Origin of the sequence: Ilumatobacter sp. (assembly GCF_965215205.1) — a bacterium.
In the GTDB taxonomy this organism is placed as follows: Bacteria; Actinomycetota; Acidimicrobiia; order Acidimicrobiales; family Ilumatobacteraceae; genus Ilumatobacter_A.
Map to the genome: position 1 here is coordinate 3,616,141 of NZ_OZ244049.1, position 19,104 is coordinate 3,635,244.

Annotated in this window: 19 protein-coding genes; 10 read left to right on the top strand and 9 right to left on the bottom strand. The window is 70.2% G+C overall.

From position 1 onward, the window contains the following. Positions 1 to 43 precede the first annotated feature (43 nt). Complete coding sequence (locus ACOOHC_RS16880; RefSeq protein ID WP_420451559.1) at positions 44 to 937, top strand: hypothetical protein; 894 nt, start codon at positions 44 to 46, stop codon at positions 935 to 937. 185 nt (positions 938 to 1,122) lie between these two features. Here ACOOHC_RS16880 and ACOOHC_RS16885 read toward each other — a convergent pair whose 3' ends face one another. Together ACOOHC_RS16885 and ACOOHC_RS16890 are read right to left on the bottom strand one after the other, a co-directional pair. Next, entirely contained in the window at positions 1,123 to 1,731 is a 609-nt protein-coding gene (locus tag ACOOHC_RS16885; RefSeq protein WP_420451560.1) for a hypothetical protein, read from the bottom strand. After that, entirely contained in the window at positions 1,731 to 2,135 is a 405-nt protein-coding gene (locus tag ACOOHC_RS16890) for a hypothetical protein (protein WP_420451561.1), read from the bottom strand. The genes ACOOHC_RS16885 and ACOOHC_RS16890 overlap by 1 nt, the downstream gene beginning before the upstream one ends. A gap of 114 nt (positions 2,136 to 2,249) precedes the next feature. Here ACOOHC_RS16890 and ACOOHC_RS16895 point away from each other — a divergent pair, with 114 nt between their 5' ends. Beyond that, positions 2,250 to 3,095, top strand: coding sequence for a hypothetical protein (locus ACOOHC_RS16895; RefSeq protein WP_420451562.1), 846 nt, complete (start codon positions 2,250 to 2,252; stop codon positions 3,093 to 3,095). Between the two features lie 58 nt (positions 3,096 to 3,153). Here ACOOHC_RS16895 and ACOOHC_RS16900 read toward each other — a convergent pair whose 3' ends face one another. The 4 genes from ACOOHC_RS16900 to ACOOHC_RS16915 form a co-directional block, all read right to left on the bottom strand. Then, positions 3,154 to 4,002, bottom strand: a complete 849-nt coding sequence (locus ACOOHC_RS16900) for a recombinase family protein (RefSeq protein WP_420451563.1) — start codon at positions 4,000 to 4,002, stop codon at positions 3,154 to 3,156. Between the two features lie 342 nt (positions 4,003 to 4,344). Next, positions 4,345 to 6,516 carry a hypothetical protein gene (locus ACOOHC_RS16905; RefSeq protein WP_420451564.1) on the bottom strand — a complete coding sequence of 724 codons (2,172 nt, stop codon included), beginning with the start codon at positions 6,514 to 6,516 and terminating at the stop codon, positions 4,345 to 4,347. A gap of 164 nt (positions 6,517 to 6,680) precedes the next feature. After that, positions 6,681 to 7,175, bottom strand: coding sequence for a YozE family protein (locus tag ACOOHC_RS16910; RefSeq protein ID WP_420451565.1), 495 nt, complete (start codon positions 7,173 to 7,175; stop codon positions 6,681 to 6,683). Then, positions 7,172 to 7,378, bottom strand: coding sequence for a hypothetical protein (locus ACOOHC_RS16915; protein ID WP_420451566.1), 207 nt, complete (start codon positions 7,376 to 7,378; stop codon positions 7,172 to 7,174). The genes ACOOHC_RS16910 and ACOOHC_RS16915 overlap by 4 nt, the downstream gene beginning before the upstream one ends. A gap of 175 nt (positions 7,379 to 7,553) precedes the next feature. Between ACOOHC_RS16915 and ACOOHC_RS16920 the strand changes: the two genes are divergently transcribed. The 7 genes from ACOOHC_RS16920 to ACOOHC_RS16950 all read left to right on the top strand — a co-directional run bounded on the left by ACOOHC_RS16920 (position 7,554) and on the right by ACOOHC_RS16950 (position 12,630). Next, positions 7,554 to 8,189 carry an ATPase, T2SS/T4P/T4SS family gene (locus ACOOHC_RS16920; RefSeq protein WP_420451567.1) on the top strand — a complete coding sequence of 212 codons (636 nt, stop codon included), beginning with the start codon at positions 7,554 to 7,556 and terminating at the stop codon, positions 8,187 to 8,189. Beyond that, positions 8,186 to 9,007 carry a type II secretion system F family protein gene (locus ACOOHC_RS16925; RefSeq protein ID WP_420451568.1) on the top strand — a complete coding sequence of 274 codons (822 nt, stop codon included), beginning with the start codon at positions 8,186 to 8,188 and terminating at the stop codon, positions 9,005 to 9,007. The genes ACOOHC_RS16920 and ACOOHC_RS16925 overlap by 4 nt, the downstream gene beginning before the upstream one ends. After that, positions 9,004 to 9,759, top strand: coding sequence for a type II secretion system F family protein (locus ACOOHC_RS16930; RefSeq protein WP_420451569.1), 756 nt, complete (start codon positions 9,004 to 9,006; stop codon positions 9,757 to 9,759). Before ACOOHC_RS16925 ends, ACOOHC_RS16930 begins: the two co-directional genes overlap by 4 nt. Before the next feature lie 182 nt (positions 9,760 to 9,941). Further along, positions 9,942 to 10,205, top strand: coding sequence for a hypothetical protein (locus tag ACOOHC_RS16935; RefSeq protein ID WP_420451570.1), 264 nt, complete (start codon positions 9,942 to 9,944; stop codon positions 10,203 to 10,205). 3 nt (positions 10,206 to 10,208) lie between these two features. After that, positions 10,209 to 10,634, top strand: a complete 426-nt coding sequence (locus ACOOHC_RS16940) for a TadE/TadG family type IV pilus assembly protein (RefSeq protein ID WP_420451571.1) — start codon at positions 10,209 to 10,211, stop codon at positions 10,632 to 10,634. Between the two features lie 53 nt (positions 10,635 to 10,687). Further along, positions 10,688 to 12,190, top strand: a complete 1,503-nt coding sequence (locus ACOOHC_RS16945; RefSeq protein ID WP_420451572.1) for a cryptochrome/photolyase family protein — start codon at positions 10,688 to 10,690, stop codon at positions 12,188 to 12,190. Positions 12,191 to 12,192: 2 nt separating this feature from the next. Continuing rightward, positions 12,193 to 12,630 (top strand): DUF952 domain-containing protein, encoded by a 438-nt coding sequence (locus ACOOHC_RS16950; RefSeq protein ID WP_420451573.1) that lies wholly within the window; start codon positions 12,193 to 12,195, stop codon positions 12,628 to 12,630. A 16-nt stretch (positions 12,631 to 12,646) separates the two neighbouring features. On the opposite strand, the gene ACOOHC_RS16955 is transcribed toward ACOOHC_RS16950, so the two are convergent. The 3 genes from ACOOHC_RS16955 to ACOOHC_RS16965 are packed head-to-tail and all read right to left on the bottom strand — an operon-like array spanning position 12,647 to position 15,652. Next, entirely contained in the window at positions 12,647 to 13,177 is a 531-nt protein-coding gene (locus tag ACOOHC_RS16955; protein WP_420453818.1) for a DUF427 domain-containing protein, read from the bottom strand. Between the two features lie 58 nt (positions 13,178 to 13,235). Further along, complete coding sequence (gene rsgA, locus ACOOHC_RS16960; protein WP_420451574.1) at positions 13,236 to 14,300, bottom strand: ribosome small subunit-dependent GTPase A; 1,065 nt, start codon at positions 14,298 to 14,300, stop codon at positions 13,236 to 13,238. 44 nt (positions 14,301 to 14,344) lie between these two features. Next, a complete protein-coding gene (locus ACOOHC_RS16965) occupies positions 14,345 to 15,652 on the bottom strand; it encodes a hypothetical protein (protein WP_420451575.1) in 1,308 nt (435 codons plus the stop codon). Between the two features lie 589 nt (positions 15,653 to 16,241). On the opposite strand from ACOOHC_RS16965, the gene topA reads away from it, so the two are divergent. Further along, the gene (topA, locus tag ACOOHC_RS16970; RefSeq protein ID WP_420451576.1) at positions 16,242 to 19,088 is read left to right on the top strand and encodes a type I DNA topoisomerase; all 2,847 of its coding nucleotides are present in this window, start codon (positions 16,242 to 16,244) and stop codon (positions 19,086 to 19,088) included. Positions 19,089 to 19,104: the final 16 nt, after the last annotated feature.

The following is a 19,104-nucleotide window of genomic DNA, read 5'->3' on the forward strand; positions in this document are numbered from 1 at the left end:
CTTCTCCGGAGACTGCGGCAGGGTGTCTCTATACTCGCCCACCATGAGTGGGGCGGTGTCCAACCCAGCGAAACGTCTGCACGAGTTTCTGGACGATCTTAATCGCGAGTGGCGGCAGGGAAGCAGCCCATCCAAACCTGGTCTTAAGGTGATGCAATCCTACTGGGACGAAAACATTCGCGAACACCACAATACTGAAACGACACATTCGTCCTTCACTAGGTGGTTGAGCTCCTGCCTAACCTTGCCGGATGATGTGATCGATCTCGTAGAGCAGTCTAATCTACCCGAGCTTCAATTCACGTTAGACGGCCTTCACGATATTGCCACGGGATTCTCCAATCAGCTGCTGGTCTCAAATCTGAACAAGAACCTTTGGCTCAATGACACGAATCTGACGCTACTCAACACCGTCGCCAACTCCTTCCAATACAAATCCCCATTGATCGAACACGTCATTCCCAAACGTGCGCTTAGCGAGATACTGGAACTGGTTGACGGTCTACTAACGGAGCTCGACAGCTTCGACGACATGCCAGCAGAGCTACGCAGCTTTATCGTAGATGCGCTCCTAGAGGTTCATCACGCCGTAGTGACGTACAGCCTGAGGGGGTCGTCGGGGCTGACGCGCTTACTTGACCGCCTGGACGGCCAATGGCGCCGTTCGGAAGTTGTGCGGCGCCAGGGATCTGATCTGGCGGAACTGGAGAAGAAGAACAATTTCTGGAAGAAGGTGCTTGGCGTGCTGGCGGGAGTGAAGCTTGCGCTCGACGTTACAAGCAGTGCTACAGACATCGGTAGTCATCCAGATGCGCCGTGGAGCAACGTCGAACCGGCGGTCGAGATCGTCGATGCGCTACCAACATCGAATGAACTCGGGCCAGGTGCAGTCGGCGAACTGCCACCGGGTGACCCGCCGACTGACTCGGTCGGCTGAGTGGCTCATTTCGTACGTCGGGAGAGTAATTAGTCCTCGAGCCGCCTCCACCACGAAGCGGCTCGAGGTGACGGTGCAGCACCGTGGGGGATGAACCGTCCTCCACGATGCAACACCGTCGGCAGCGCCGCCCAAGCTGGCCCGGAGGCTGGCCAGCTCGTCCACGGAGTGGGCAGCGCTGCGATCTAGATGGCGGCGTCGGTGCGACTGCGGGCCATCAGGTCGCGCACCTGGGGGTCGTTGATGTCCCAGATGAGGTCGTCTTGGTTTTGCAGGGGGGACGGATAGGTGGCCGGGTACAACTCGTTCCGGGCGGTGCGCTCCAGGTGTTGCAGCTGCCACCGTGCCTCTTCGGCCCGTTGGGCGGCAGCCCTCGCCGCAGCCGAGGCCGCTTCGGCTTCGGCTGCGGCTGTGGCGATCCTGTCGCGAGCCTCGACGCGCCACTCGGGGTGGGCCTCCACCGTCCGGCAGACGACCTCACCGAACTCCAGCAAGGCCGTCGACGCAGCAGCCACGTTGCGGCGACGCTCGTCGGCGTCGGCCTGCCGCTCGGCGGCGGTGCGGGGTGGGGACGGAAGCTCGGTGCCGTGGCGGAGTGCGTGGGCACGCTGCTGTATGTAGTCGGCCTCGTTCAGATCGTTCCCGCTGGGGCCACGCTCGGCCTCCTCGAGCGCCTCGACCAGTCGGACGCGTTCCGCCTCGAGGGCGACGATCTCGGCGGCGTCGACGGCGGGGATGCAACGCGGGTCGCGCAGGTCGTTGAGGAAGCGGCGGTGTGCCGGTTGGGCGATCATCAGTCGCGCGCCGTCGTGATGCGCTTACGCCGACCACCGATACCGGCTGCTCGCCGCCAGCTGCTGGGGTACTGGGTCGTGGCGGAGGGCTCGGTGGCTCGCACGCCCGGCCGCCAGTTGCTGGGGTAATCGTTGGAGGGGGTCGGCGATGACGCCGCGACCCGCCGAGCGCGAACCTGGCTGAACAGGGCCTGGCGAGCAACGGCCGGGTCCTCGGCGAACCACTTCTCGAACGCCTGCCTGCCAGCGTCGGTGTCCTGGACGAGACCGACGTTGCTGGCCAGGATGGCGAGATCCCTCGTGGTGGTGCCGTTGCGGCTGCTGACCTTGCGAGCCATCTCGATTTTGGTGCCGGGTGGGAGCTTGATCGGGATCGTGCTGCCGTGGGGGCGGAACAGGGGCATGGGTGGGTCCTTCGTGGTGGGGGGTGGGTCGACCCAACCAACGGTAGTGGGGAACCGAACACACGTTCCCGAGACTGCGTGGCGGCCACCCCGCCAGCATGTACCTTCGTCCCGATGCCAAGGGTGCCGCTGTCGGCTCGCAACGATCCGGACCAGACAACCGAGTACACGGCGCTGCGCGAGGGCGTGCCCGAATGGATGAAGGCAGGCGTCACGTCGTGGACGCGTCAGTTCTTCTTCCCCTCGTTTGGAGCGGTTGACACCCAGCAGATTGAAAGAGCGGAGCAGTACCTTCGACTCAATCTGCGGCGGACCGGTGGGGACCAATGGGAGCAGGCCATCAGTGCAGGTGAGCGTCTTCTCACGCTCCTCTATGACGATGTAGGGGCGTTGGACCTCATCGACTACTGCTTGTCGACGTGCTACCGACACAGCGATCGCGCAGTTGCCATGCAAGACATCCTCGATCGTTCGGCATCGGCGTGGACGGTCGGCGCTGACGCCGACGACCTTGCCTGTTTGGAGCGAAGGGTCGACGCCACGGTGGAGGCCGCCGCCCGCGCCGAGATGGAGGAGCGCACCAGGGCAGCGACCTACTTGAGCAAGGCGTGGCATTCGCTGTACGGGCGGAACCCCGACCCAAGCTCCGCACACCGAGACGCAGCTAGGGCGGTCGAGGCCAGTGCTCGTCCCGTCGTCAGCGAAACCGACCACTGGGCCACCCTCGGCAAGATGATCTCCGCACTCGAGCACAAGCCTGACAAGTGGGTCACGGAGATCGGCGACGTCGAGACCGTCCGGCTAATGATGAAGGCGGTGTGGACTTCGCAGCACGACCGCCACGGCACCGACGACGAGTCCGTGCCTGCGAACGTGTCGGAGGAGGAGGCGCAGGCGGCGGTCCACTACGCAGTGGCGCTCGTGCACCTGTTCCGAACCGGCGCCATCCGCCGGTCCTAAAAGGGCGGGAGACCCCGCTCTCGTCCCTTCTCCGGGGCGTGCCGGGTGTGGGCTGGGACTACGACCCCGACGCGAGAGCCAGGTCGTCGAGGGCCAAAGAGTCCCGGGTCCGCTGCACGGCGCGCCACGACCACGCCAGGCCGGTCGGCGTCGTGAACCCCTCGTCGTTGAGGGTGGTGGCGATGGCGGCGAACGTCTTGCGTTCGTGCAGCAACTCCCGCAGCCGAGCCCTTGCCGGCTCAGACTCAACGGACACAGGCCGACCGAGTCGAGCGCCGGTGGCCTTCTTGGCGGCGAGGGCATCGCGGGTGCGTTGGCGGATGGTGGCACGCTCCCACTCGGCGACGCTGCCCAGGATGCCGACCAGCATGCGACCCACGGGTGTCGTCGTGTCCACGCCGATATCGAGTGCGACGCATCCCCAGCCGTCGTCGTCCGCCCGGCGCAGGAGGCCCGTCAGGTCGTGCAGGTCGCGTGCGATGCGGTCCACCTTCGACGCTACGAGGGCACCTGCCTCGCAGGCGTCGAGCAGCCGTAGAGCACGAGCCATGGCGGGGCGATCGGTCGGCGGCACCGAACCTGACACGCCTTCGTCGACGGCCCACTCGGCCACGGTCCACCCTCTCGCGTCGCAAGCGGACTGGATGGTGGCTCGTTGCGCATCTAGGCCGAGGCCGCTGTCGGCCTGCTCGGCCGTCGAGCATCGCAGGTACCCCACGACGCACGTAGAGGCCTGCTGCTGAGCCTTCTGCTTGGCGGTGGTACGGCGCGGCCGAGCTGGGATAGGGGTCATTGGGAGTCCTTGTCGGTCTGAAGAAAGACGATCGTTGCACATGCAACGATACCCCCCTAATGTCCGTACATAGGGTATGGAGTCACACCCATATCGATCCAACCCTCCATGCATGGGCTCGACGACCCTGCCCTCGGGCTGTGTGTAACGGGGTGGTTCCAACTGCGCCCGCTTGAACCCCGACCACCAGCGGTAGCCGCAGCGAGGGTGGCAAGGGTAGCAGTATCCGGCTACCTCTCTACATCCCCTATTCTCTACGTTCTACTTCCTCTTTCTCCTTCTACCCTCATTCTCTACTGATAGGCGAACAGAAGTGGTACCGCCTACTGCCACCCTTGCTACCCTGTTAGAGCCCTTACACCCCCTGACCTGGGGTAACGAACGAGAGGTACAGGGTGGCAGCCAGGGTAGCAGTCCCGAATGCTGCTACCCTGGCTGCTACCCTGTTCGCCATCCCTACTCGACCAGAATCAGTTTCTTCAGGTTTCGCCCGTTGGAGCGACGCTCGGTAACCGACAGTCCGATTTCTCGCAATAGCTCGCTGCACAAGTTCAGTTGCTCCGAAAGTCCACGAGCGTTCTTTGGCCACCACACTTCGCCCTCGAAGTACTGCTCGAAATCAGAACCAGCCCGATGGGCTTCGGCTGCGGTGCCTTCCCACTCCTGGCCCTCGCACGACCTGAGCCACGCCACCAGCACCTGGATGAAGCCGTCGTTGTGGGCCATGTCGCCGCGAGCTTCGGACACGTTCGCTCGGTACGCCTCGTACAGCGCCGGATCGATAGCCCACAGCGCCGACGCATAATCGGCCATTCGCAGTTCGTCCGGGTTGCTTTGGACCCTGGCGAGCATGCGCGAGGCAAGGTCGAGCACCCCCGCCAGCACACGTGGTTGGGCCTTGGCCCAGTCGGCTTCGAGTTGGCCCTCGGTCAGCCGTCCGCCGCCCTCAATGGGCTGCAGAAGGACGAGGATCAGTCGGTCAAGCGTGTCGGGCTTGACGCCTCGGGGCATGTTGATTCCGGTGACGACACCGGTTCGCCGGTACGCAATTGAGACCAAGTCAGCGTCGGAGTACAACTGCCTCTTCTCGATGAGATCGCCCGTCACCATGCGCGACAGGAAATCCGCGCCCTCCGACGACAGCGTCGACACGTTGTCCCATGCTGGTACGTAGTGCCCGAGTGCCTTCGTCTCGTCGTCGGCACGGTCCTTGCCGAACCCTCCCCCCAACACGCCGTTCGGCTTCGGGTCGAGCACGCTCGTCACGAACCGTCCCGTCGTCGACTTCGCAGAGCCCTGCGGGCCGAAGAAGCACAAGACAGGTCGGGCACGTTCTGCCATCAGCGAACACGGCAGCCACCCCTTCACGAGCGACCAGCGCGGGTCGTCCTCGTGCCACCGCAGCACCTGGCGCAACTCGTCCACCGAACCACCCCGCTCGGGGGTGGGGAGGGGGGCACCGGCCGTCTGGAAGACGACGTCGCGCGGTGGCACGTCCTCCACGGTCCACCCGGTCGGCGTCACGACGACGCACCGGGTGGAGTTGGTTTGTGCCAGGTCGAGGACGATCCGGTCGGGCCGGTAGTGCGCCCGCAACGACAACTGCCGTGGTGCGTTCGACGACGCCCTGGCGGTGAGGACCGTGGCGGCCTCGTTGGCGGAGTTGCTCAGGGTGGCGGCCCGGTTGCCCAGGTGGCCCGCCGCCCGGATCATGAAGCTTCTCGTCAGGAGCTCGGCGCGGCCTCCTGCGTTGGGCTGCACGAAGATGCGACCGTCGGCACCGGCCGGGAACGCGTCGTAGTTCTCCTCGACGTACTCCCGCAGCTTGACGGACAGCGGCGTCCGCTTGTCGGGGTCGGCGTCGGGGTCGGGGTCGGGGTCGGGGTCGGAGTTGGCATCGGGATGGGGGCGAGCCTTGTCGCCGACCTTCTGCAATGCGCTCTCCCACTTCACGGCGTGCAGGTCCGGCCCGAAGTCGTCGTCCGCGGGACCGTGAGCCATTAGGTCCTGCTCCGCACGGTCGAGCGTGTAGCCCGACCACGGGCTGTTGGCGAACTCGATCAGGTTGCATGCGACGCCGAACGTGGTGTTGTCCCAACACGGCAACCCCAGCAGTTCGCAGTCGTCCAGCTTCCGAAGCTCCGTGTTGATGGCCTTTCGTGCGTACGGATGCAACTCCGGCCATGCGTCGACGTCGAGCAGGTCGCCCTCCCAGACCTTGAAGTGGTACTCCTCGTTCTGCGTGGACGGTCGCCACGAGAACCGCTCCGGTTCGGGGCATCCCTTGTCGCCACCCCAGTGGTCCCCGAGAGCGTCCCGGACGCCCTCCGCCAGCCGCCGGTAGCGTTCGCCGTCGATGTCCCGGGAGAGGGGAACGAGGAGCCGGTAGCGGCTGCCCTTGGCACCGTTAGACCAAGTCGTGTGGGCGGCGGCGGCGACCCCCGGCAGCACCCGTGCGATGTCGATCAGGAAGTCCGGCTGTGCCTCGTCGGCGTCGAGCACCAGCACCGAACGCGACACGACGTCGGCCCGACGTTTCCGCCCGACCTCGTCGCGCAGTTGGGCAGGCACGTACCCACCGCATTCGCGTTCCTTGGCGGGCTCGTCGAGGGCGAGCCAGTCCAGCATCTGGCCCCACGTCATTGGAGGCTGCCGCTTCCAGCGGGTGCTGTCCTTCCCCGATGCGGTCGCTAGCTGGAGCGGTCGGGTACGGTTCGAACGAGTCTTGTCGTGCCTGGCAGCTGGCAGATGGGTGACGGGCGAGTCCTGCGGGGCTCGCCCGCTCGCTGCGCTCACAGCAGTTCCTTGAGGGCGTGCACGGCGCACACCGACATCTGCATGTCGGCGGCCTCGACGCAGTTGGGCCACTCGCACGTCGGACGGAACCTCTGCCATGCGACGTCGAAGCACGTCAGGTTCCACGTGTCCCCGTCCTCGCGGTTCTCCACGACGGCCCGCATGGTCTCCCGGTCACCCGTCGCTGGGAGCAGGCCGCCGTACTCGTCGGCGAAGTCACGGAACACCGGGTTCCGCGCGGGGTTGCGTCGCAGCCACGCCACGAAGGGATGCACCGTGGCGGGCTCGTACAGAGCCCATGCCGCCTCGAAGCAATCGAGGAACTGGATGCTGCTGTCGCTCACGGTGGCGAAGTAGTCGAGCAGCGCTCGGCGGCCGCCACTGATAGGGAAGTTGTCGTCGCGCCCCACGTCGGCCGCGAGGTCGCCGAGGGGTGAGTTCTCGCCGGCATGGCCGTCGATGAGCCACGTCTTGAACGGATGCGGGCTCACGTGGGCTCACCCGACATCAGGTACTTGGCCAGACGACGACGTGAGGCACGATTGAGGTCGACGGCGATCGCCTCCTCGATGTACCGCTCGAGCCAGAGCGTCGCTAGGACGTGCTCCGCCTCTCGGATCTGCTCGCGTGAGCCTGTTCTCTTCAGACCGGCGAGGCGCATGCCTGCCGTCTGGAGGGGTGACTTGCTACTCATGGGACGCTCCTGTAGGAGCCACGCAGGAGGCGGTCCGCCTGCTCACTGGTGGTCTACGTCGGACGAGATGTCCCCAAGCCTCACGCCAACCGGGGACGATCTTTCACATCACCGACACCGCCACCGCAGTGGCTGACACGCTTTGACAGCTAGCGCCAGTCTAGCCGGTCCCCAGTTGGGCGTTTCCGAGAACAGCCCGTCACAACGTAGTGGTTCTATTGGAGGCGGTACCTCGTCGGGCAAGACCTCGCTGCTGGCGTCGACGCTCACCCTCGTCGACGACGCCGAGCGGATCGTCGTGGTCGAGGACACCGCCGAGCTGGCCTGCGACGCCGACCACCAGGTGCGCCTCGAGGCGCGACCGGCCAACCCCGACGGACCCCCACCGATCGAGGTGGGCGACCTCGTGCGCACGGCGCTGCGGCTGCGACCCGACCGCCTCGTCGTCGGCGAGGTCCGCGGTGACGAGGTACTCGGTCTCGTGCAGGCGATGAACACCGGCCACGACGGCTCCTTCTCCACCCTCCACGCGAACGGGGCGCTCGACGCCCTGCTGCGGATCGAGTCGCTCGTGCTCCAGGCGGCGCCGCGCTGGCCGCTGGTCGCGGTCCGCCAGCAGCTCGCCCGCTCGATCGACGTCGTGGTCCACGTCGCCCGGACGGCCGCCATCCGACGAGTCGTCGACGTCTCCGAGGTCGTCGAGTCGGTCGGCGACTCCACGCTGCGCGCACCCGCGGTGCGCCGCCTGATGTCGCTCGACGGAGCCGGGCGCACGATCCGTCACGACGAACTCCGACGAGGACGTCGGTGATCGAGGCGCTGCTCGTCACCGCCGCGGTCGCGATCGCCGTGCTGCACGTCACGCGCGATCGAGCCGCCGCGCGCCGACTCGCCGGGCGGTCTCCGTCCGGTTCCGTCGACGCACCCCACGAGCGGGCGACGGCGGGCGGTCCGGGGGTCTCCGCAGCCGGGCGGGACGGAGGCGTCCACCGCGAGGTCGCGCCGGCCGCGCCGCCGATCCTCGAGGCGGTCGTGCGCCGTCGGCGGGCCCGTCGTGATCGCGGGCTCACGCCGACGGCGGTCGCCACGTGGGTCGACGAGCTCGCACGGCACCTGCGACACGGGGCGAGCCTGCGCGACACCGTGGCGACGATCGTGCCGGCCCACCCCGCGGTGCGAGCGGCTTCCGCTCCGCTCCGCCACGCGGTCGCGCGGGGCAGCACGGTCGTCGAGGCCTGCGACCGGTGGATGGAGGAGCTCGCCGCGTCGCGCGCCCCACGCCTCGACCTGCTGTCGACGACCGCGATCGTGCTCGGATCGGTGGCCGCCGTCGGGGGTTCGTCGACGGCTCCACTCGAACGGGTGGCCGCGGCGATGCGACAGCACGCCTCCGACGATCTCGAGCGGTCCGCCCAGAGCGCCCAGGCGCGGCTCTCGGCGCGGGTGCTCACCGTCGTCCCCGTCGGCGTCCTCGCGATCCTGGTCGCCGCCGACCACGACGTCCGACGTGTCCTCACGTCCGCGACCGGGTTCGGCGTCGTCGCGCTCGGCCTCGCGCTCGACGCGACCGGGGCGTGGTGGATGCGACGCATCGTCCGCCGTCACGGCGGGGCGGGGGCTGCGACGTGACGGCGGTCGCCGCAGGGCTGCTGTGCGCCCTCGTCGTCGCGCCGTGGATCCCGACCACGACGGCGCGCGTCCCCCGACCCGCCCGCGCGGGCGACGGCGCGTCGGGCGAACCGGTCGCCCCGACAGCGGGTGGTGCTCGACGCACCGGCCCGTCGCGACGGGGAGCGGCCGTCGTGGCGGCCGTCCTCGCCGCTGCCGTCATCGCCGGGCCGATCGCCGGCGCGCTCGTCGCCGTGGTCGTCCTCTCCCGCGCCCGCGTCGTGCGACTCCTGCGAGCGCGCCGGCGTCGACGTGCGATCGACCGCGAGCTGCCCGACTCGATCGAGATGCTCGTGCTGGTCGTCCACGCCGGGATGACGCCCCACCAGGCGATCCGCCTGCTGGCGCAGCGCGCCCCGCCCGCGACCCGACCGGGCTTCACCGAGGTCGTGCGGCGCATCGAGCGAGGGGCGAGCCTGCCGGACGCCCTGCGGGCGCTGCCCGACGAGCTGGGACCCGAGGCGGGCGTCGTCGCCGACACGCTGGCGATGGCGGAGCGCCACGGGACCGGCATCGCACGCGCCCTCGAGCTGCTCGCCGTCGAGGTCCGCGAGCGTCGACGGCGGCGTGCCGAGGCCGCGGCCCGCAGCCTGCCGGTGCGGCTCTCGTTCCCCCTCGTCGCCTGCATCCTGCCCTCGTTCGTGCTGGTCGCCATCGTGCCGGCCGTGCTCGGCGCGCTCTCGTCGCTCTCCGACACGGGGTTGCGCCCGTGACGAGACCGCCCGCCACGGTCGGGCGATCCGCGACGGCGCACCGCCACCGCCTCCCCGCCACCGCCTCCCCGCCACCCTCGGTCCCCGCGACCCGCTCGTCCCCCGACCACGCCCCGCACGCACACGTGCACGCACGACGACGCGCACCGCAGCGGTGCGCGCTCACGGAACGGAGCCACCCGATGTCCCACCTCACCCTGATGCTCGCCGTGGCGCTGCAGACCAGCGCCATGACCGCCGAACGGCACCTCACCGCCGCGGCCGCCCACCTCGTCGACGACCGGCGCGACGACCGCGGACAGGCGACCACCGAGTACGCCCTGGTCCTGCTCGCCGCCGCCCTCGTCGCGCTGCTGGTCGTCGCCTGGGCGACCGCCGGCGGTGGAGCCACCCGGATCAACCGGCTGTTCAACCGGGTGATCGACACGGTCATCGACCGGGTCTGAGCGATGGGGTCGCGGACCGCGTGCTCCTGCTCGATGCCGCACCGCCCGCTCCGGGCGCGCCGTCGTCGCGCGGTCGACGACGAGCGAGGTCAGGCGGCGGTCGAGTTCGCGATCGCCCTGCCCCTCGTGGTCGTCGTCGTGCTCGCCGTCGTGCAGGTCGGCGTCTCGGTCCGCAACCAACTCGCCGTCGAGGCCGCAGCGCGCGCGGGAGCGCGCGCCGCGGCCGCGTCGGCCCACGGCGCCGTCTCCGCGACCCGTGCGGCGAGCGGTGCGATCGACCTGCCGATCGAGGTGTCGGTCCGCACCTCGGGCGACTCGGTGACGGTCACGGTCACCCACGTCGATCCGACCGACGTCGCGATCATCGGCGCGGCGATCGGCCCGGTGACGCACACCGCCTCGGCCACGATGGCGATCGAGCCGCCGTGAACCGGCCGGAGCACGAGTGGTCCGCGGCGCCGTCGTTGGATCACGATCTGGCCGTGAGGACGATCTGGGTGCTCGGCGACCAACTGAACCGCTCGATCGGAGCGATGGCCGACGCCGACCCCGCCTCCGATCGCATCCTGATGGTCGAGAGCCTCGGCAAGCTGCGCTCCAAGCGGTGGCACCGCCAGCGAGCCCACTTCGTGCTGACGGCGATGCGGCGGTTCGCGGCGGAGCTCGACGAGCTCGGCTACGAGGTCGACCTCCGGCGAGCCGACTCGCTGCGCGCCGGCCACGACGCGCACGTCGCGGAGCTCTCCCCCGACGAGGTCGTGGCGACCGAGCCGGCGAGCTGGGACGGCCTCGAGATGCTGCGCGACCTCGGCGTCACGGTCGTGCGATCGAACCAGTTTCTGTGCCACTACGAGGAGTTCGCCGGATGGGCCGACGGCCGGTCGAGTTTCAAGATGGAGGACTTCTACCGGTGGCAGCGACAGCGCCTCGGGTACCTGATCGACCACGACGGCGAGCCGGTCGGCGGGCGCTGGAACTTCGACGACGAGAACCGCGAACCCCCGCCGAAGGGCGGCGACGACCCGTGGCCCGACCCCCAGGCGTCGCAGCTCGACGAGGTCGATCGCCGGGTGCTCGCCGACCTCGACGAGTGGGGGGTGGGAACGTGGGGCGCCGATCCCGACGGGACGTGGGCCACCTCGCGGCGCGCTGCGCTCAGCCGGCTGCGCCACTTCACCCGCGAGGTCCTGCCGAGCTTCGGACCCCACGAGGACGCGATGGTGGAGCGGTCGTGGCACCTCGCGCACTCCGTGCTGTCGCCGTACATGAACGTCGGTCTGCTGCTCCCCGGCGAGGTGTGCGACGCGGCCCAGCAGGCCTTCGACGACGGCGGCGTGCCGATCAACTCCGCCGAGGGGTTCATCCGCCAGGTCATCGGCTGGCGCGAGTACGTGTGGGGCGTCTACTGGCTGTGGATGCCCGACTACCGCTCGCGCAACGCCCTCGGTGCCGACCGACCCGTCCCGCCCGCGTTCACCGGAGCGGCCGAGACCGACATGAACTGCGTCGGCACCTGCATCGAGGGCCTGCACGACCGGGCGTACAACCACCACATCCAGCGGCTGATGGTGCTGGGCAACCTGGCGATGCTGCACGGCGTCGACCCGTGGGCGATGACCGACTGGATGTGGTCGAACTTCGTCGACGGCGCCGAGTGGGTGATGCTGCCGAACGTGATCGGGATGAGCCAGTGGGCCGACGGCGGCAAGATGGCCACCAAGCCGTACGCGGCGGGCGGCAACTACATCGACACGATGAGCGACTACTGCGGGTCGTGCCGCTTCGACCGCAAGCAGCGGACCGGTGAGGACGCGTGCCCGTTCACCACGTTGTACTGGGACTTCCTCGCCCGCCACCACGAGCGGCTCGTGAAGAACCCGCGCGTGGCGCGCCAGGTGCGCGCATCGGAGCGACTGAGCGACCTGCCGGCGGTCCGCGAGCGCGCTGTCGAGGTGCGCTCGATGCTCGACGACGGCACGCTGTGACGATGTCCGACGCCGCGCTCCCCGACGACGGGGTCGCGCCCTGCGGCGATCGATCGGCGCACGACGCGGTCGAGTCGGGCGACGCCGACCTCCCCGTGTTCCACGCGGCCCTGCCCGACGACTGGGTGGCCGCCTTCGAGACCGGTGAGTACGCGATGTCGACGCGCGGTCGGACCCTCGCCGAGGAGGGGTTCGTCCACGCGTCCACGCGCTCGCAGGTGGAGGGTGTCGCGAACCGCTTCTACGCCGACGTCGACCAGCTCGTGCTGTTGATGATCGACCCCGTGAAGGTGCCCTCGGAGATCCGCTGGGAGCCCCCGGCGCCCGGCGTCGACGAGCTCTTCCCCCACGTCTACGGTCCGATCCCGGTGGCCGCCGTGGTCGACGCCCGCTTCTGGATGCGGTCACCCGGCTCCCGCTGGACCCTCCCCGGGCCCTGAGCCGCGGACGGCGTCGTCACCAGCCGGTGGTGCCGGCGGCGCCCTTGAACGGACCGGTCACGTTCCGCGTGATCCACCCGCCGTAGAAGCTCCCCTGGTTCGGGGCCACGCGCTCGTCGTCGACCCAGCACTCGTCGAGCGACTGCGCGTAGAACGCCCAGTGGTCGCGCACCGCCTCGAACTCCGGCGTGGGATCGGGGTAGGTCCAGCACACGTCGGGCTCCCGTCGATCGGCGACGACGACGTCGGCGTAGCGCGCGATCCCCTTCCACTCGCACATCGACCGACGATCGCTCCCCACGAGCAGCGAGCGGTCGACGAACTCGTCGGCGACGTAGTACGCCGGTGCCTGGCTCGTCTCGAGGACGCGCACGACGCGCGGGGCGTCCACGACCGTCGCGCCCGCGTGGACGACCCGGATCCTCCAGGCGACCTCCTCGACGCGCGGCGGCCGGGGGAAGGCCCACACCGACTCGACCGGCTTGCCGTTCGCGGCGGGCGCACCGGCGCCGCCGGCGTCCGCCAGCTCCTGCTCACCTCGTCGCATCACCCCTCCAGTGTCGCAGCGCCGCGCCCGCGTCGTCGTCGACCCCCGCCGCGACGGATCAGTCGCGCATCCCGTCGTACTCGGCGGCCTCGGGGCGGCGGTCGTCCTTGCGCCGCCGATCGGCCGCCTTCTCCCGGGCGCGCTGCTCCTCCTCCAACGCCGCCTCCTCCTCGATCAACGCCTCGAGCGCGCTCAGTCGCACCGGGTCGAGCTCCCCCTCCGCGATCGCACCGCGCACGGCGCACCCTGGCTCGCGGTCGTGCTTGCAGTCGCGGAAGCGGCAGTGGTCCATGAGCTCGAACACGTCGGCGAACGCCCGCTCGATGCCGTCGCCCGACAGCCACAGGCTCACGGCGCGCACCCCCGGCGTGTCGACGAGCCACCCCTCGTCGGGCATCGCGACGAGCTCGGCCGCCACCGTCGTGTGGCGACCACGCTGGTCGCCGTCGCGCACCGCGGAGGTGGCCTGGAGCGCGTCGCCGACGAGGGCGTTGACGAGGGTCGACTTGCCGACGCCGCTGGAGCCGAGGAACGCGAGCGTGCGGTTGCCCGAGGCGTGGTCCGCGATCGCGTCGATCCCCTCTCCCGTGACACCGCTCGCGAGCAGCACCGGGACCCCGAGCGCGACGGCCTCCAGCGCACGGCGGCTCGGTTCGGGGTCGTCGACGAGATCGGTCTTGGTGAGCACGACGACCGGATCCGCACCGGAGTCGAAGGCGAGCACGAGCTCGCGCTCGAGGCGCCGCGGGCTGGGCGGCGATCCGAGCGCGTGGATCAGGAAGACGACGTCGATGTTCGCGGCCAGCGTGTGCGCCACGGCACGCATGCCGTCGAACGAGGCGCGACGGGTGAACGCCGAGGTGCGGGCGAGCACGTGCTCGACGCGCTCGCCGTCCGCGCTCGCCACGATCCAGTCCCCGACCGCCACGTCGGCCCCGATGTTGCGCACGCGCACGGGATCGGCCTCGCCGACCGTCTGGGCGAAGCTGCGCGCGGCGGTGCTCCACCCCCGGTCGAGGCGCGTCACGCGCGCCGGCGCTCCCGGGCGGCCGAGCGCGGCCCACGTCTCGTCGAAGGCGCGGGACCAGCCGAGTCGCTCCTCGGGGGCGGCGTGGTCGGGCATCGGCGGTCGACGGTACTCCTCTCGGACGCGTCGCACGCGGGGCTTCACCCGAGTGCGTGCACCGTGAGCGACCCGTCCGACGACCGGCGGACCGCCACGACGACGCCGTCCCCCACGGCGACGGCGTCGACGTCGACGAGCGACCACACCTCGGCCCCGTCGAGATCGACCGCTGCGAGCCGGGCTCCGGTGGAGGAGGTGCGCTTGGTCAGCAGCCCGTTCCCGACGATCTGCAGCGAGTCGAGCGCGCCCGGGGTGAGGGTCAGCGCAGCGACGGTGTCGCCGGTGCGCCCGTCGTGGAGCGTCAGCGCCCGCCCGCCGCGGCTCGACACCATCACCAGCGAGCCGCGCACCGTCGGGTGCGTGGACATCAGCACGCCGACGCGCGACCACCCCGCCGTGACCACGGCGCCCTCGATCGACGCTCCCACCACGACGCCCGGCCCGGCCGCGACGAACGAGCGGTCGGCCGTCGAGACGAGAGCGTTGGCGGTGGGGACGTCGCCGACGGTCGTCGCGGCGACGGGTCGCGCCGGGCGCATCAGCGAGTCGATCGTCGACGCCCACCCGTCGGGCCCGGAGGAGACGACCCCGCCGGTGACGGCGGCGACCGCGTCGCCGTCGACGTCGGCGGCGACCACCTCTGCCGGGCTCCACCCGCCGGTCAGGTCGTAGCGCACGATCTCGGATCCGCGCCGCACGAACCACGACCCGGCGTGGTCGGTCCCGATCGTCGGGCCGTCGAACGCACCGGCGATGAGCCCGGTGTCGATCGGGGCGACAGCAGCGCGGCCACCGGGGGTGGGGATGGCGACGAAGTCCGTCCCGGCGAGCAACCTCACGTCGCTCGTGACGACCCCGGAGTCGGGCAGGAGGGTCCACCTCGATCGACCGGTGGCGGCGTCGAGTCCGATCAGCTGGCCCGCCACGGCGACGACGAGCACACCTCGGCCTCCCGCGAGGGCATCGACCTGCCGCGCCGGCGCGGCGGCCGTCCACTCCCAGAGCACCGCCCCCGTCCCCAACCCCACGGCGGTGACGACGGTGGACTCCGCGTCGTCCGCCGCGCCGCGGGCGATCACCACCCGGTCACCGACGACCTCGACGAACGCCGCCGGTCCGGACGGCCCCAGGTCCCGTTCCCACCGCTGCTCGACGTCGGCCGGCAGTCGGCGAGGGTCGGCGCCGGCGAACCCGCGGCCCACGAGGCCGCCCCCGGCCCCGGGCGTCGCCGACCCCGACGACGCTGCGCCCGCTCCCGCCATCGTCCCGTCGGGGCGGGCGTCGGCCACGGCCGCCACCCCGGCCGCAGCCGCCCACGCGAGCGTCACCGCTGCCGCGACCGCGAGCACGGTCGTGGCCGGACCACGACCGGGCGGGCCACGGCGGGCCGGGACGAGCCGGGACGAGCGGGCACCCCGCCGGAGCGACGCGCCGGTCGCGTCGCGTGGCCCGACGGGGTCGATCGACCCGGGCGGTCCCAGCGACGACGTCCGCTCTGGCACGTCGCGGACCGCGACGTCGTCCTCCCGATCGGCGGGCCCGGCGCGCCGGCGATCGCCGCGCCACCCCGACTGCCCGCGAGCTCCGGACGGCGGGCGTCGGCCGGATCGCGAGGGGTGCGGTCGCGGGATGCGGATCGGCGCGGCGATCGGCGGCGGCCCGTCGTACCCCGGGCGCCAGATCGCGTCGTCGACGACGCCGTCGGCCGGCGCAGGGTGCACCCCCGCTCGATCCTGGGCCACGTCGCGACCCTACGCGCCGGCGGTGCCCGCGTCCCGACGGTGCCGGCGCCCGCACGCCCACGGTGCGTGGCGCCCGAATCGCGCCGAGGTGGCCGAAGCGTCGGACTCACGGCACACTCACATCGACCGGCCCCGTCCCGCGACACGTCGACGGTGGCTTGACAACGGTCGTGGGATCCCGTAGCGAAAGGCACTGATGGCCAAACCACTCGTCGTCGTCGAATCGCCCGCGAAGGCGAAGACGCTCTCGAAGCTCCTCGGCAGCGACTACGACGTGCGCGCCTCCGTCGGCCACGTGTCGGACCTCCCCTCCAAGGGCTTGAACATCGACACCGAGAACGGGTTCAAGCCGACCTACGAGCTCACCGAGCGCGGCAAGACGGTCGTCAAGGAGCTGCGCTCCGCGCTCAAGGACGCCTCCGAGCTGTACCTCGCGACGGACGAGGACCGCGAGGGCGAGGCCATCTCGTGGCACCTGCTCGAGTACCTGAAGCCGAAGGTCCCGGTGAAGCGGATGGTGTTCCACGAGATCACCAAGTCGGCGATCGATCACGCCGTGGCGAACCCGCGCGACATCGACTACGGGATGGTCGACGCGGCCGAGACCCGCCGCATCCTCGACCGCCTCTACGGCTACGAGGTGTCGCCGGTGCTGTGGCGGCGCGTCAACCGCGGCTTGTCGGCCGGGCGCGTGCAGTCGCCCACGGTGCGCCTGATCGTGCAGCGCGAGCGCGAGCGCATCGCGTTCGTCACCGCCGACTACTGGGACATCGACGTGGTCACCGGCAGCGAACCGTCGTTCGACGCGAAGCTCGTCTCGGTCGGCGGCGACAAGGTGGCGACCGGTCGCGACTTCGACGACCGCGGCCAGGTGTCGAGCTCGGCGGTCGCCCTCGACGAGGTGCGCGCCCGCGGCCTCGCGGAGAGCCTCGGCGAGTCGACGTTCTCCGTCGCGAGCGTCGACGAGAAGCCGTACCGGTCGTCGCCGAAGGCGCCGTTCATGACCTCGACGCTGCAGCAGGAGGGCGGGCGCAAGCTGCGCCTGTCGTCGTCGCAGGTGATGCGCGTCGCGCAGGGCCTCTACGAGCGGGGCTTCATCACCTACATGCGCACCGACAACGTCGTGCTCTCCGACGAGGCGATGCGCGCGACGCGCTCGGCGGTGACCGGCGAGTACGGGTCGAAGTACCTCAACGCCGCCCCCAAGCAGTACAAGGGCAAGTCGAAGACCGCCCAGGAGGCCCACGAGGCGATCCGCCCGACCACGCCGTACCGCTCGCCGAACCAGGTGTCCGCGGAGCTCAACAGCCAGGAGCTGTCGCTGTACCGCCTGATCTGGCAGCGGACCCTCGCCTCGCAGATGGCCGACGCGACCGGTGTCACCGTCAGCGTGCGCCTCGTCGCTCCGGCCACCGATCGCGCCGCGACCTCGCCGCGCGCCGGCGAGATCGTCGACTGCGAGTTCGCCGCGTCGGGGACCACGATCACGTTCCCCGGCTACCGCGCCGTCTACGTCGCCTCCAAGGAGGAGCGCGGCGACGACGCGGCCGACGCCGAGGCGCTGCTGCCCCCGCTCACGGTCGGCGACCAGGTTCCGATCACCTCGATCGAGCCGAACGGGCACACGACCTCTCCTCCCGCGCGCTACTCCGAGGCGTCGCTGGTGAAGAAGCTCGAGGAGCTCGAGATCGGCCGCCCGTCCACGTGGGCGTCGATCATCCAGACGGTCCAGGACCGCGGGTACGTGTGGAAGAAGGGCCAGGCGCTCGTGCCGACGTGGACCGCGTTCGCGGTCATCCGCCTCCTCGAGGAGCACTTCGACGCCCTCGTCGACTACGACTTCACGGCCGCCACCGAGGAGGACCTCGACGCGATCGAGCGCGGCGAGCGCAAGAAGGACCAGTGGCTCACCCGCTTCTACTTCGGCGAGACCGACGACCACGACGTCCCCTCGATCACGGCCGAGGCCGGCGGCGAGGAGGACGCCCTGCTCGGGTTGAAGCGCCTCGTCGAGGAGAACCTCGACCACATCGACGCCGCCGAGATCAACACCTTCCCCCTCGGCGAGGACGACGAGGGGCGGATGATCGTCGTCAAGCCCGGTCGCTACGGTCCCTACGTGAAGCGCGGCGAGGAGACCGCGGGCCTGCCCGACGATCTCGCCCCCGACGAGCTCGACATCGCCGTGGCGGTCGAGCTGCTCGCCGCACCGAAGGGCGACGAGCCGATCGGTGAGCTCGACGGCCTCCCCGTGTTCGCGAAGAACGGGCGCTACGGCCCCTACGTCCAGTGGGGGGACCACGACGACCCCCCGCCGGGGCTCGACAAGCCGAAGATGTCGAGCCTGTTCCAGACCATGGTGCTGGAGAAGATCACGATGGACGAGGCCGAGAAGTTGCTCTCGCTGCCCCGCCACCTGGGTGACGACCCCGCCGACGGCGAGCCGATCTACACGAACAACGGGCGCTACGGACCGTACGTGCAGAAGGCGAAGGACTACCGCAACATCGACTCCGAGGACCGCATCTTCGAGATCACCCTCGACGAGGCGCTGAAGATCTTCTCCGAGCCCAAGGTGTACAAGCGGGGCGGACGTCAACCGGCCAAGGCGCTGAAGGAGTTCGGTGCGGACCCCGTCAGCGAGCGCGAGGTCAAGGCGAAGGACGGCCGCTTCGGCGTGTACGTCACCGACGGCGAGACGAACGCCTCGTTGGGCAAGGGCGACCGGCTCGAGGAGATCAGCCCCGAGCGGGCCTTCGAGCTGCTCGCGATCCGGCGCGAGGCGATCATCGCCAAGGGCGGCACCCCCGGGAAGAAGGCCGCCGCCACGAAGAAGAAGGCGGCCGCCCGCAAGAAGGCGACCAAGAAGTCCGCCTCGAAGAAGAAGGCGTCCGCGAAGAAGGCGTCCGCGAAGAAGACGGCGGCGAAGCGCACGACGACCCCGACGACGACGTCGAAGAGGTCCGCCGCGAAGAAGTCCGCGGCGAAGACGGCGGCGAGCGAGCGCGCCGAGGTCGTGATCACCGATCTGAACGCCGACTGATCGCCCCGCCGGCGAT

Excerpts from the sequence above, each read along its gene's own strand:
- ACOOHC_RS16880 (WP_420451559.1), top strand. The coding sequence starts at position 44 with ATGAGTGGGGCGGTGTCCAACCCAGCGAAACGTCTGCACGAGTTTCTG.
- ACOOHC_RS16885 (WP_420451560.1), bottom strand. The coding sequence starts at position 1,731 with ATGATCGCCCAACCGGCACACCGCCGCTTCCTCAACGACCTGCGCGAC.
- ACOOHC_RS16890 (WP_420451561.1), bottom strand. The coding sequence starts at position 2,135 with ATGCCCCTGTTCCGCCCCCACGGCAGCACGATCCCGATCAAGCTCCCA.
- ACOOHC_RS16895 (WP_420451562.1), top strand. The coding sequence starts at position 2,250 with ATGCCAAGGGTGCCGCTGTCGGCTCGCAACGATCCGGACCAGACAACC.
- ACOOHC_RS16900 (WP_420451563.1), bottom strand. The coding sequence starts at position 4,002 with ATGCATGGAGGGTTGGATCGATATGGGTGTGACTCCATACCCTATGTA.
- ACOOHC_RS16905 (WP_420451564.1), bottom strand. The coding sequence starts at position 6,516 with ATGCTGGACTGGCTCGCCCTCGACGAGCCCGCCAAGGAACGCGAATGC.
- ACOOHC_RS16915 (WP_420451566.1), bottom strand. The coding sequence starts at position 7,378 with ATGAGTAGCAAGTCACCCCTCCAGACGGCAGGCATGCGCCTCGCCGGT.
- ACOOHC_RS16935 (WP_420451570.1), top strand. The coding sequence starts at position 9,942 with ATGTCCCACCTCACCCTGATGCTCGCCGTGGCGCTGCAGACCAGCGCC.
- ACOOHC_RS16940 (WP_420451571.1), top strand. The coding sequence starts at position 10,209 with ATGGGGTCGCGGACCGCGTGCTCCTGCTCGATGCCGCACCGCCCGCTC.
- ACOOHC_RS16950 (WP_420451573.1), top strand. The coding sequence starts at position 12,193 with ATGTCCGACGCCGCGCTCCCCGACGACGGGGTCGCGCCCTGCGGCGAT.
- ACOOHC_RS16955 (WP_420453818.1), bottom strand. The coding sequence starts at position 13,177 with ATGCGACGAGGTGAGCAGGAGCTGGCGGACGCCGGCGGCGCCGGTGCG.
- rsgA (WP_420451574.1), bottom strand. The coding sequence starts at position 14,300 with ATGCCCGACCACGCCGCCCCCGAGGAGCGACTCGGCTGGTCCCGCGCC.
- topA (WP_420451576.1), top strand. The coding sequence starts at position 16,242 with ATGGCCAAACCACTCGTCGTCGTCGAATCGCCCGCGAAGGCGAAGACG.